14 protein-coding genes and 1 pseudogene are annotated in these 11463 nt (G+C 57.4%); 14 read left to right on the top strand and 1 reads right to left on the bottom strand.

Annotation, left to right across the window (positions count from 1 at the left end):
- From A3OI_RS0116750 to A3OI_RS22890, 10 genes are all read left to right on the top strand, one after another.
- Positions 1-608 (top strand): YeeE/YedE thiosulfate transporter family protein (locus A3OI_RS0116750; RefSeq protein WP_018405396.1); only part of this gene is annotated, 608 nt, incomplete at its 5' end.
- Positions 609-624: 16 nt separating this feature from the next.
- Positions 625-819: a hypothetical protein gene (locus A3OI_RS0116745; protein ID WP_007349268.1), complete on the top strand. Its 195-nt coding sequence runs from the start codon at positions 625-627 to the stop codon at positions 817-819.
- 282 nt (positions 820-1101) lie between these two features.
- On the top strand, positions 1102-1794 hold the full coding sequence (locus tag A3OI_RS0116735; protein ID WP_018405394.1) for a TVP38/TMEM64 family protein: 693 nt from the start codon (positions 1102-1104) through the stop codon (positions 1792-1794).
- A 112-nt stretch (positions 1795-1906) separates the two neighbouring features.
- Positions 1907-2056 (top strand): hypothetical protein, encoded by a 150-nt coding sequence (locus tag A3OI_RS22895; RefSeq protein WP_155903199.1) that lies wholly within the window; start codon positions 1907-1909, stop codon positions 2054-2056.
- Positions 2057-2282: 226 nt separating this feature from the next.
- Entirely contained in the window at positions 2283-3362 is a 1080-nt protein-coding gene (locus A3OI_RS0116730) for a phosphotransferase (RefSeq protein WP_018405393.1), read from the top strand.
- 58 nt (positions 3363-3420) lie between these two features.
- On the top strand, positions 3421-4623 hold the full coding sequence (locus A3OI_RS0116725; protein WP_018405392.1) for an ABC transporter substrate-binding protein: 1203 nt from the start codon (positions 3421-3423) through the stop codon (positions 4621-4623).
- 29 nt (positions 4624-4652) lie between these two features.
- On the top strand, positions 4653-6329 hold the full coding sequence (locus A3OI_RS0116720) for an ABC transporter permease (RefSeq protein ID WP_018405391.1): 1677 nt from the start codon (positions 4653-4655) through the stop codon (positions 6327-6329).
- The gene (locus A3OI_RS0116715) at positions 6296-6958 is read left to right on the top strand and encodes an ATP-binding cassette domain-containing protein (RefSeq protein ID WP_018405390.1); all 663 of its coding nucleotides are present in this window, start codon (positions 6296-6298) and stop codon (positions 6956-6958) included. The genes A3OI_RS0116720 and A3OI_RS0116715 overlap by 34 nt, the downstream gene beginning before the upstream one ends.
- Positions 6959-6969: 11 nt before the next feature.
- A complete protein-coding gene (locus A3OI_RS0116710) occupies positions 6970-7233 on the top strand; it encodes a Rossmann-fold NAD(P)-binding domain-containing protein (protein ID WP_228703020.1) in 264 nt (87 codons plus the stop codon).
- 40 nt (positions 7234-7273) lie between these two features.
- Positions 7274-7444 (top strand): hypothetical protein, encoded by a 171-nt coding sequence (locus A3OI_RS22890; RefSeq protein WP_018405388.1) that lies wholly within the window; start codon positions 7274-7276, stop codon positions 7442-7444.
- Between the two features lie 503 nt (positions 7445-7947).
- Here A3OI_RS22890 and A3OI_RS0116695 read toward each other — a convergent pair.
- Positions 7948-8547, bottom strand: a complete 600-nt coding sequence (locus A3OI_RS0116695) for a TetR/AcrR family transcriptional regulator (protein WP_018405386.1) — start codon at positions 8545-8547, stop codon at positions 7948-7950.
- A 160-nt stretch (positions 8548-8707) separates the two neighbouring features.
- Here A3OI_RS0116695 and A3OI_RS0116690 point away from each other — a divergent pair, with 160 nt between their 5' ends.
- The 4 genes and pseudogenes from A3OI_RS0116690 to A3OI_RS0116675 all read left to right on the top strand — a co-directional run.
- The gene (locus tag A3OI_RS0116690) at positions 8708-9262 is read left to right on the top strand and encodes a carboxymuconolactone decarboxylase family protein (protein ID WP_018405385.1); all 555 of its coding nucleotides are present in this window, start codon (positions 8708-8710) and stop codon (positions 9260-9262) included.
- A 192-nt stretch (positions 9263-9454) separates the two neighbouring features.
- Positions 9455-9664: pseudogene (locus A3OI_RS24085) on the top strand (TVP38/TMEM64 family protein); the annotation flags it as partial.
- Positions 9665-9928: 264 nt separating this feature from the next.
- Positions 9929-10846 carry a sulfurtransferase gene (locus A3OI_RS20620; protein WP_018405383.1) on the top strand — a complete coding sequence of 306 codons (918 nt, stop codon included), beginning with the start codon at positions 9929-9931 and terminating at the stop codon, positions 10844-10846.
- 11 nt (positions 10847-10857) lie between these two features.
- A partial coding sequence (locus A3OI_RS0116675) for a YeeE/YedE thiosulfate transporter family protein (protein WP_018405382.1) occupies positions 10858-11463 on the top strand: 606 nt, incomplete at its 3' end.

Below are 11463 nucleotides of genomic sequence, written 5' to 3'. Positions count from 1 at the left end.
CCTGGTGGGTCAACCGCATTGAGCGCAAGGCCCATGGCTCGATTGAACGGGATGAACTGCTGTGGAAAAGCCAACACCACGGCGTGCTGAGAACGTTGCTCAGTGGCCGCTGGCCATTTACTTGGGCGATCCTGATTCTGGCCGCTGGCAATGCCCTCACCCTCGCCATCGGTGGCGCACCCTGGAGCATTACCTTCGCGTTTAACGTCTGGGGCGCCAAGGCGCTGGAGGTGGTGGGTGTGAATATGTCCCAGTTCGAGTTCTGGCAATGGGACTACCCGGCTATGGCTCTGAAGGATTCGGTGCTCACCAATATTCCATCTGTCATGAACTTCGGATTGCTGCTCGGCGCCATGCTCGCGGCGGGCCTGGCCAACCGCTTCAATGAGGCCAGTCGCAACCGCCCGCAGGGCCGTCAGTTCCTGGCCGCCGTGGTGGGTGGCTTGCTGTTGGGTTATGGTGCCCGGCTGGGCTTTGGCTGCAACATCGGCGCACTGTTTTCTGGCATTGCCTCAGCCAGCCTGCACGCCTGGATCTGGTTCGCCTGCGCGTTTGGTGGGTCTTACATTGGTATTCGCCTGCGGCCCTGGTTCCGCCTGCCGAACTGACAACGGGAGCACATGTATGAATCCAGCTTACCGTAAAGGTCGCGTTCTGGCGTTGTTGGGTGCCATTTTGATACTGATTGTCATCGACCACCTGAACAGCCCGACGTTTGCGTTCAACTCGGGCCAGGGCAATGTGCAAACCGCGCTGTCGCAGAAAGACGACTCAGCCTGTGCGCCCTGTGGCGCGCCTTGCCCGTCTACCCGCGACTGACGCCAGTCGGCTCTCGTGGCGGGTCAGTAAGCATCAAGAATATGCGCCATATTGTCGCCTAACGTCTTCCGATCCCAAGCAGAGAGGTTTCGCTCTGCAATGGTAGCCTTTAAGCCCGGCCAGAATGGAATCTTAGCCAGCCATATGCTTGGCCAGCTCCGCACCGCCAGCCTCGGCATAGCGGGCAGATTGAATGATCGCTCAGTAACAAGTACCGTGATGACGCAGCTGAAAATTCCCGAAAACCCTTCCCGCCTTCAACGTGGCCGGTAGAATACTCTGATGAACCGTTCACAATGGGCTTTTCGGCTCACTTTTCTGATCATAGTCGCACTCGTAATGGGGGCCATTTGGCTGCTTCTTCGTCAACTGGGTATGCCTGTTAGTCTGGCGCCAGAAGCGCTGGCTGACTGGCTCAACCAGCAGGGCATGTACGGGCCATTGTTGCTGATGCTGTTGATGATCCTCGCGGTGGTTGTCGGACCGATCCCGACACTGCCCATCAGTGCCGCTTCAGGGCTCGTTTACGGAGTGTTCACCGGAACTGCAATTGCGGTGTCGGGTGCCCTCGCCGGGTCTATCATTGCTTTTTATCTGGCGCGGGTACTGGGGCGTGAGGCAGTTCGGCGCAAACTGGGCGATAACCCGGTGTTTTCAGCCACCGGTTCCCAGCGGTTTCTGTTCATGGCGGTGACGCTGACGCGCCTGATTCCGCTGTTTTCGTTTGCGCTGATCAGTTATGCAGCCGGTGTGACTGCAATCTCGTTTTGGCGTTATGCGCTCGCGACCACTCTTGGCATGTTGCCCATGACCTTCGTTTTTGCCGGGCTGGGTCACAGCTTTGAGCTGAGCCCTTTGCTGACCGTGGTGGCCGCTGTCGTCATTCTGGTCGTTATGAGCACCTTACCGCTGTATCTCAGCAGGCGCCCCCATTCCCGACTGTCTCGTTTTTTGCATCTGGATACTAAGGCCTGAGGTTTCGAGCATCGCCTGTGTAACAGAGCGGCGTTGTCTTTGTCTGTAGCCATGATTCTGAAGTATTACTGACGAAACTGACTTGGGAATGATTATGCGTGGATATCGATTAGTGACAGGCTTTCTTGGATGGGTTCTATTGCCGGGGCTGGTATGGGCGGATTCTGCAGTGGTGGAAGGAGTTGTTGGCACATCGGGTATAAAGTTCATCAACTACAACTGGGCCTTGAACCTGCGAGCTAACTTTCCCGAATTGCGTTAGTTGTTGATCGTCAAAAACCGCCCATTATTTTTCGGAGTTTCTGTAACTTTCACCAAAGTCATGTGTCCTGAAGATTCAAATTCTTGAATTTTCTGACCGAGCAAGGATCGAAGACCGTGGAATCCATCTATTACGTCCTCTGTTGGCATTGTCACCGACGTTGCAAACACAGCCACGAAACCCGCTCCCAGCGGCGTGCCAGCCGACATGGCGTCGTGGCAGTATCATGACCCGGAATCTGAACCACGGGCAAAGCGGACTGTTCCACGCCCTCGGCGTATCGGAAACGGGCCTTGAAAAGCGCCTTGCGGACACCGTTTGGCGCGGACAATCCCTGCGCTTCCTCCCGGACACCGGGTTGGCCCACGCCCATGTGCGTCTTGGCGACAGCGGCCAGTTACTGCGTATTCCCAAACAAAGCCAGGTGGGCCTGGACCCGGAACCGCATCTGGCCCACGAAGCAATCTGTTTTCAGGCGGCGGCGCCCTCTTTGGTGACCCCAGCATTGCATCAGGTGTTACCGGTCAGCCCGGCGCTGCCCCGGGGTGCTCTGGTGCTGGATTATGTGGAGGGTGTGCCATTGGCGTTGCCTGAGCATTTGACGCCTCTGAGCCTGTCATTGGCGAGGATACATCGTGTTGATGTGCCGCAAGCGAGTCACCGGCGCCTGAGCCTTCCTGAAGATCCGTTGGTCAGCATGATTCAGGAAATCCGGAGCCAGGCGGAATTCCTGGCGCGCGCCGGGGTGTCCGCCGACGTTCAGGCCCGGGTGCAGGGGCAGCTTGAGATCGCCACCAGACTGGTCGGCCTGGATGAGCGACCGCCAGAAAGCCTGATCACCTTTGATGCCCACCCCGGCAACTTTCTGGTCGACAAACAAGGCGCCGCCTGGATGGTGGACCTTGAAAAGTGTCGCATCAGCTACCCGGGCTTCGACCTGGCCCATAGTACCCTGTACACCTCGACCACCTGGGACATGAACTCTTACGCCGTTCTGGCGGTCGACGACATCGCCTATGCGTATCAGTCATGGGAGCAGGCTTTCGGTGCCAGGGGCGCCGATCACCGCCCCTGGCATGTGCCGCTTCGCCGACTTATGTGGTTGTGGTCAACGACCTGGTGCGCAAAGTGGCTGGCATTGTCCCGGGATACATCCGGGCCGGACAGGGGCCAGAACTGGTCTGAATCCAATAATGAAGATGCCCTCAATGCCCATGTACGGGAGCGGGCGAACCATTACCTGGAACCGGCGGTCATTGACGCCATCGTATCGGAATTCGATGAACTGGAACGGCTGCTGGCTTAGCCGGTGACCTGAACATTTTTTGACCAACTAATAACGACAACGACAAACAGAGGTTCTGATGAAGTCTACTTTACTGGCGTTATCCGTGAGTCTGGCGCTGCCGCTGGGCAGCCATGCCGCAGTATCCGATGAATGGCCGGCCATCGTTGAGCAGGCGCGCGGACAAACGGTCTATTTCAACGCGTGGGGCGGAGAATCGAACACCAATAACACCATCCGCTGGGCCGCTGGGCAGGTCGAGGAACGTTACGGTATCGACCTTGTCCACGTGAAACTGGGTGATACCGCCGAGGCCGTTTCACGGGTCGTTGCGGAAAAGCAGGGGGGCAACACCTCCGAAGGCGCTGTTGACCTGATCTGGGTCAACGGCGAGAACTTCGCAACGCTTAAAGAGGCAGGCCTGCTGTTTGGCCCCTGGGTCGGACAACTGCCGAACTTCAGCCTGACAGACCCCGAAAACAACCCCGCAGTAACGACCGACTTTACCGTGCCGGTGGAGGGCATGGAAGCGCCCTGGGGCAAGGCGCAGGTAGTGTTCTATTACGACAAATCACTGACTGACAACCCTCCGGGCTCGATGCCTGAACTGCTTGAATGGGCGCAGGAAAATCCCGGTGAGTTTTCCTATCCCAAACCGCCTCAGTTTCTGGGCACCACGTTCCTGAAACAGGCTTTAATTGAGCTGACAGACGATGGGAACGCGCTGTATGGACCGGTTGCTGAGTCAGATTTCGCGGCGGTCACAGCGCCACTCTGGAATTTCCTGGATCAACTTCACCCACACCTTTGGCGGTCCGCCCGTAATTTTCCCGACAATGGTCCGTCCCTACGTCGCCTGATGGGGGATGGCGAGCTCAGCCTGGCTTTCTCCTTCTGGCCCGCCGAGGTGCCGGCCGCCATCGCCAACAACGAGCTGCCGCCAACGGTGGAGAGCTATGTGCTGGACGGGGGCACCATCGGCAACGTCAGCTTCCTGGCCATACCCTTCAACGCCCAGCATAAGTCAGCCGCCATGGTGGTAGCGAATTTCCTGCTGTCCCCGGAAGCCCAGGCCTACGCGCAGCATCCGGACAACTGGGGCTTCCTGACTGTGCTGTCCATGGATCAACTGGACGCCGAACAGAAAGCCCTGTTCGAAGCATTGCCGTCGCCTAAGGGAGGGGTGACACCGGCAGAGCTCCAGCAGGTCGTGGAGGAACCTCATGCCAGCTGGGTTGAGGCCCTGGAAACCGCCTGGCTTGAGCGATACAGCGGCAACTGACCCCATTTGATGATGACTTGAGCTTGCCAATGCTGCGCCTTGCACCCTGGATTATTGTTCTCAGTCTGGTCTTGCCGGTGGTGGGAGGCACCTTGCTTACTGTGCCACCGGCGTTTGGCTACCTGCCGGTACTCGGCGGCGATGACTGGTCGTTTCGTCCGTGGCTGGAGCTGGCGGAAACGCCCGGCATCCTGCGATCGGTTGCCGTGAGTTTTGGCAGTGGCCTGTTGGCGACCGGCCTGGCGCTGATCATCGTCTTCCTGTTTCTGTCGACCATTGCCAATACCCGGTTTGATCGCTGGATCCAGCGGCTGATTTCTCCCCTGTTGTCGATTCCCCATGCCGCTGCGGCGTTCGGGTTTGCCTTTCTGATTGCGCCGTCCGGCTTGCTGTTGCGGTGGCTGTCCCCGTCATTAACCGGGTTTGAGCGACCACCGGATTGGCTGTTGCTGAACGATCCTTTCGGCGTGTCGCTGATCAGCGGCCTGGTGGTCAAGGAAATTCCTTTCCTGCTGCTGGTCAGTCTGGCTGGCCTGCCCCAGCTCAATGCAGGCCAGCGAGTCATGCTGGCACGTTCCCTGGGTTACCTGCCCCGGGTTGCCTGGTTCAAAGCGGTGGCCCCGGCACTGTACCCGCTGATTCGCCTGCCGGTGTATGCGGTGCTGGCGTTTGCCACGTCCACAGTGGATGTGGCGATGATTCTGGGGCCCAATCTGCCGTCCACCCTGAGTGTTCAGGTGGTGCACTGGTTCAATGATCCGGACCTTACCCGCCGTTTTCTGGCCTCGGCTGGAGCCTTGCTTCAACTTCTGGTGACTGCATCGGCGCTGTCAGTCTGGTGGGGGCTGGAGAAACTGATCGGCAAGGGTTTCAATGCCTGGGTCGCCGGCGGCAACCGGCAACGATCTGACGGCACGTTATGGCTGGCTGGCCGGGGACTCATGTTGATTGCAACGCTGCTGCCGGTGCTGGGACTGTTCGCCCTCGCGCTCAATTCCGTCGCCGGCTTCTGGCGCTTTCCCGACGCCTGGCCAGGGTCTGTTACCCTGAGCCACTGGCTGCAGGCATTGCCGGATCTGGCCCGACCGTTCTGGATGACCATGGTCATCGCGACGGCGGCATCTGTGCTGGCGGTGGCTATGGTGCTCGCTGCGCTGGAGCACGAGCAGCGATTGAACCGACCGGCTACCCGTGCGCTCTGGCTGCTCTATCTGCCATTGTTGGTGCCGCAGGTGGGCTTTTTGTCTGGCATTACGGTGCTAAGCCAGATGGCGGGGCAGGCTCCGGCGCTCTGGGTGGTGGTCTGGGCCCACCTGCTTTTCGTGTTGCCTTACGTCTATCTGACGCTGGTGGAGCCCTACCGTCGCTTTGATTTCCGGTGGGTTATCCTGGGCCGATCGTTGGGGCTGTCGGTCAATCAGGCTTTCTGGCGCATTCGATTGCCGATGATGCTGAGGCCGGTGCTAACCGCGATGGCTCTGGGCGTGGCGATCAGCGTCAGCCAGTACCTGCCTACCCAGATGCTGGGGGGTGGGCGCATCGTCACGGTGACGACGGAGGCGGTGGCACTGTCATCGGGCGGGGATCGCCGTCTTATCGGGGTCTGGGCCATGGTGCAGGCCATTACACCTTTCATCGGCTTTGTGCTGGCATTACTGATTCCGAGGTTATTATGGAAAGAACGTCGGGGCATGCAGGCCCTTTAGCTGAGGCTGGCTGCTTACAACTGCAAGACGTTGCCCTGGAGCTCCATGGGCACCACCTGCTTCATCTGAACGAAACCATCAGTCCCGGCGGAGTGCTGACCGTCATGGGCCCCTCCGGTTCTGGCAAGTCGACGCTGCTGGCCTGGATTGCCGGTTTCATGTCGCCCAGCTTTCACGCGACCGGCCGGGCCATTCTGGATGGTGAGGATATTACCGGCCGACCGGCAGAAAAGACCGGGGTGGGTCTGCTGTTCCAGGACCCGTTGCTGTTTCCGCATTTGTCAGTAGCCGGAAACGTAAAATTTGGCGCCCGCGGTGGAAAAGACGACGTAGCCGAGCGGGTAGAAAACGCGCTTGCCAGTGTTGGCCTGGCGGGGTTCGGACACCGCGACCCTGAGACGCTTTCAGGTGGGCAGCGGGCGCGAGTCGCGCTGGTTCGGCTGATACTTTCCCGACCCCGGGCTATCCTGCTGGATGAGCCCTTTTCCAAGCTGGATACGCCCTTGCGGCGGGAATTGCGCGCTGTCGTTTTTGAGCACCTGCGGCAACAGAATGTGCCTGCGGTGCTGGTAACACATGATCAGGAAGATGCCGACGCGGCTGGCGGTATTATTGTCACGATCGACTGACCTGTTGGGCCTTGCCATGCAGCCGGGATTACCCTGAATCCCTGGCGCAATCCCTTGCCCGGCAGTTGGGGCCGGAAAGAATTCATGTGGCCAACGTGGTGATTGATGGCGTGGTGGATTTGCCACGTACCCGTGAGTGGCTGCATGACAAACCGGATGATTTTTTCGTCAACCCATCTGCCGTGGTGGATGCTATCTGGACGCTGTGTCATCAGGATCCTTCCGCCTGGACCTCCAGATGTAGGGCCTGGTGCATTCTGGCCCACCAAGAGTAACCCGCAGATCGACCGGGAGGCACGCCTTGGGTGCCACGGAATGGTTTATCCATTCGTAACCGTCGCGATACACATCGAAGATGGTGCCGAAGGCGCGGGCATCGTTAGCTTTTTTGGTGCGCTGATAAACCAGGCTGCGAAATTCCCGATTGATCGGTGCACCATCCAGATCGGATTCTATGAAGTACTGCTGCATCTCCTGCCGAACTGACTCGAACAGGTAACGGAAATGGCCAACAAGCGGATAGATCTTGAGTAGAGTGTGTTTGTTCTGGAGTAACTATTCAGCTCAAAAAACCTGTGAAAGTTCTTGACAGGGTTTTTTAATCGCCTCCGTCAAGAACCTTCTTGAGAAAGAGCGTGACCTGTTGCCATCGCTCATGGCGGCTCATCGCCGTTTCCTGTAGAGGCCGCATCGCAGCGTGATATCGGCAGCCGCTTTGGCGCACCTCGCGATGGCGGCGCCCGAGAGCATCATGGCGTGGACATCTTTGCGAAAAGAGGAACGCCGGTTAAAGCAGTCATTGATGGTCATATCTAGGACTGGCACAGGTGGCAACCACGTGTGGCTGTCGGGTGGCTTTTCTGAGGCCGGAGCCGGTGTTGCCTGATCAATGATCATCGGATTCGCGGCTTCTGCGCTCCTTTCGCGTTAGGAGAGTTATTCAGTTCCGGCAAATCGAAGGGCTGAGAAGGTTAGACATAAGGTCCAGGCTAAAGCCGGTAATAGTCCAGAATGCCAGCCATATCCTCGCCCAGCTCGACCACTTTGGGAGCGCAGGTATCTCTCTGTGCGAAGGAGCGTAAACCAATGATTTGCGCCTGGAGGAGGCGGGCAAGACGTTTGCAGTCCACGTCCGGTTTTAGTTCGCGATTGCTTTTGGCCTGCTCCAGCACCTCTCCGAGGCGGTGTTCGATGGCATCAAGTACCCGATTAACTTCCTGGTTGATCGGCAGATGGGTGTTGCTGGTTTCCAGCAGGGTCTTTACCATCATGCAAGCGCGCGATGGCATTGGACCGCCCGGCGTACAGGCCAGTGCAATGTCTCTCAGGTAATCCTGAAAGCCCTCGATAATGGAGGTGTATTTTGCAAGGTGACTGGAAAGATGGTCGCCGGACTCTTTGACATAGCAGGCCAACGCTTCGAGAAACAGACCGTCTTTGCTGCCAAACGCTGCATAGATGCTCCCCGGGCGCATATCGAGAGCATGCTCGATCTGTTTGATAGAGGAATTGTGGTACCCCTTCTGCCAGAACAGAACAACGGCTTTATCGAGTGCGGATTGTCTGTCGTAGCGTGCGATTCTTGCCATGGTGTTCAACTTCTCGATGTGGCTGTGCAGTCTCGGCCAAAGGCTGCTGCACAAGTCATTAAAAGGCGTTCAGCGGAATCAATTATATATTGATTGATCGCTCAACAACAGGTACGGTGACCAAGTAATTGAACAATCGCTCATTAATCTGGAGGTGAACATGACAGATTTTAAAAAGCATGATATGGACAGTGCGCCGGAAGGGTCCAAGCCTTTCCTGGAAAACTCACAGAAGAACATGGGCATGATCCCGGGGCTTCATGCGGTAATGGCGGAGTCACCTCAGGTGCTTGAGGCGTATCAGAAACTGCACCAGCTGGTTCTGGACAGCAGCTTCGACAACGACGAGAAAACCGTGGTCTGGCAAACCATCAACGTCGAGAATGCCTGCCATTACTGCGTGCCCGCGCATACCGGCATTGCCAAAATGATGAAAGTGTCTGATGACATTATCGACGCCTTGCGTGATGAAACACCGCTGCCCAGCGACAAACTGGAAGCATTGCGCACCTTCACGCTGGCCGTTATGAACAAACGGGGCAATGTTAGCCAGGATGATCTGGAAGCGTTCTTCAAGGCCGGTTACAAAAACCGCCAGGTGCTGGAAGTCATTATGGTGCTGTCCCAGAAGGTAATGAGTAACTACATCAACCACATCGCCGAAACGCCGGTGGATGAGCCGTTCAAGAAATTTGCCTGGAGCAAAAGCCAGTAATGACCGGGCAGACCGCGTGGCAGGTTCCGCACGGTCTGCAATTTTTCGCCGCCCCTTCCCGTCTTCTACGAGACGGGTAGTATACCCGGATGAACCGTTCGAAATGGGTTTTCCAAGTTTCCGCGTTAGTCGTTGTCGCGCTCTTGATGGCGGTGATTTGGCTGGTGCTTCGCCAGCTGGGCGATAACCCGGGGTTCCCAGCGCTTTCTGTTCGTTGCGGTGATGTTGACCCGCTTGATTCCGCTGTTTTCGTTTGCCGGACTGGGCCACAGTTTTGAACTCAATCCGATGCTGACGGTCGTGGCCGCTGCCGTCATTCTGGTGGTCATGAGCACCCTGCCGTTGTATCTCGGCAGACGCCCGCACTCCCGGCTGGCGCGCTGGCTGCATCTGGATACTTAGGGAGGCTCTGAACCTGCGAGCTAACTTTTCCGAATTCCGTTAGTCATTGATCGTCAAAAACCGCCCATTAAAAGCCGCTATTTCTCATAATAGCGGCTTTTGTCGCTTATCGGATAAAAAATTCAGAGATTTCCTTATAACAAAACGCAATAGGCAATAGATAGGGGTCTATGCATTCCAGAGGATTAAAACCATAATGGTCGTTCAAGAATTATCAGCAGAGGAGTAGCATCATGGTTCGGATTTTGGTAGTGGTTTTGGCTTTTGCAGTCAGTTCGCTGGCAATGGCTGAAAGCGACGGAACGCCGCCTCTGGTGGCTGGACGCTAATCTCAATCAGGGTAATCTGGTGGTGCTGGACGTTCGTTCCAGCATCGATAATGGTGGTGACCGCAGCAGTTTCCAGAAGGTCCACATTCCGGGATCTGTGTACAGTAGCTACACTGGGGATGGTTGGCGTGAAAGCCGGGATGGCGTGGCTGGTCTGCTGCCACCGGTTACCAGCCTGGAGCGCCTGATTGGTGGCCTCGGGATCAGTAATGACGATGTCGTTGTCATTGTCCCCGCCGGTTCTGGCGCGACGGATTTTGGCAGCGCCGCCCGAGTATACTGGACCTTCCGGGTGTTGGGCCATAATGACGTGACCATTCTCAATGGCGGTTTTGCTGGCTGGCAGGCCGCCGGTTTCGAGGTGGCCAGCGGTGAGAGTGGTCAGGGTGCGGTGACCGAATTCAAAGGGTTACTCCAGCAGAATCTGATTGCTTCACTGGAGGAAGTAGAGGAAGCCCGGGGCACCCAGGCCCAACTGGTAGATGCACGCCCTTCGGATTATTTCCGGGGTGAAAACAAGTCGCCAGCGGCCAGGGCACCGGGCACGATTCCCGGTTCACGAAGCCTGCCCCATGCGGATTTTTTGGGTGAAGGCGGTCAAGTCTGGTATCTCAACCAGGCCAGTATCACCGAACGGGTAAACCAGGCCGAACTGAACCCCGGCACCCGCACCATCGCGTTCTGCAACACTGGCCATTGGGCCGCCACAGACTGGTTTGTACTGAGTGAACTGGCCGGATTTGAAGAGGTTGCCCTCTACGATGGTTCCATGGCGGAATGGTCTCAGGACAGCAATCGTCCGCTCCAGGTTGCCAAAAAAGGATTGGGTAAAGTTCTGGACTGGTTTAACTGAGAGGCGACGTAATGACTGATTCCGCAGTTCTGCAGCCTGGTCTTCAACAGTCAGGCTGGCAGGTGGACCGCTTTATTGTATCAATCGCCCTGGTTGGCCTTGCCCTGCTGGGTGGCCTGATCTGGCTGGAAACGGCGCCATTCATGGTGGCACTGTTTGTGGTGGGCACGGTGCTTGGCATGGCGCTCTACCATGGAGCTTTTGGCTTCACTGCCGGCTGGCGCCATCTGGTGGTCAAAAAGCGCGGTGCCGGCATGCGGGCCCAGTTACTGCTGTTCGGCGTGACCTCACTGATCATGGTGCCCATGCTGCACAGTGGCCAGGAAGGTCTGGTGGGTGCGGTGGCGCCAGTGGGCACCTCTCTGGTTTTGGGCTCTTTCCTGTTTGGTATGGGAATGCAACTGGGTGGTGGCTGTGGCTCCGGCACCCTGTTCACCGTTGGTGCCGGTAATATACGGATGGTGGTGACGCTGGTGTTCTTTATCGCCGGTACCGTTCTCGGTTCCATTCATCTGCCCTGGTGGCTGGATCAGCCAGGGTTCGATCCGGTGCCACTGGTCAACACCTTCGGCGTCAGCGGCGCGATCCTGGTGCAGTTTGTCGCGCTCGGGCTGCTT

Source organism: Marinobacter gelidimuriae, from assembly GCF_000372805.1.
Lineage (GTDB): Bacteria > Pseudomonadota > Gammaproteobacteria > Pseudomonadales > Oleiphilaceae > Marinobacter > Marinobacter gelidimuriae.
This window is presented reverse-complemented; position numbering and strand designations above follow the sequence as displayed.

What these genes read in the sequence shown, in the direction of transcription:
- A3OI_RS0116745 (WP_007349268.1), top strand. Translation starts at nt 625, where the DNA reads ATGAATCCAGCTTACCGTAAAGGTCGCGTTCTGGCGTTGTTGGGTGCC.
- A3OI_RS0116735 (WP_018405394.1), top strand. Translation starts at nt 1,102, where the DNA reads ATGAACCGTTCACAATGGGCTTTTCGGCTCACTTTTCTGATCATAGTC.
- A3OI_RS0116730 (WP_018405393.1), top strand. Translation starts at nt 2,283, where the DNA reads ATGACCCGGAATCTGAACCACGGGCAAAGCGGACTGTTCCACGCCCTC.
- A3OI_RS0116725 (WP_018405392.1), top strand. Translation starts at nt 3,421, where the DNA reads ATGAAGTCTACTTTACTGGCGTTATCCGTGAGTCTGGCGCTGCCGCTG.
- A3OI_RS0116720 (WP_018405391.1), top strand. Translation starts at nt 4,653, where the DNA reads ATGCTGCGCCTTGCACCCTGGATTATTGTTCTCAGTCTGGTCTTGCCG.
- A3OI_RS0116715 (WP_018405390.1), top strand. Translation starts at nt 6,296, where the DNA reads ATGGAAAGAACGTCGGGGCATGCAGGCCCTTTAGCTGAGGCTGGCTGC.
- A3OI_RS22890 (WP_018405388.1), top strand. Translation starts at nt 7,274, where the DNA reads ATGGTTTATCCATTCGTAACCGTCGCGATACACATCGAAGATGGTGCC.
- A3OI_RS0116695 (WP_018405386.1), bottom strand. Translation starts at nt 8,547, where the DNA reads ATGGCAAGAATCGCACGCTACGACAGACAATCCGCACTCGATAAAGCC.
- A3OI_RS0116690 (WP_018405385.1), top strand. Translation starts at nt 8,708, where the DNA reads ATGACAGATTTTAAAAAGCATGATATGGACAGTGCGCCGGAAGGGTCC.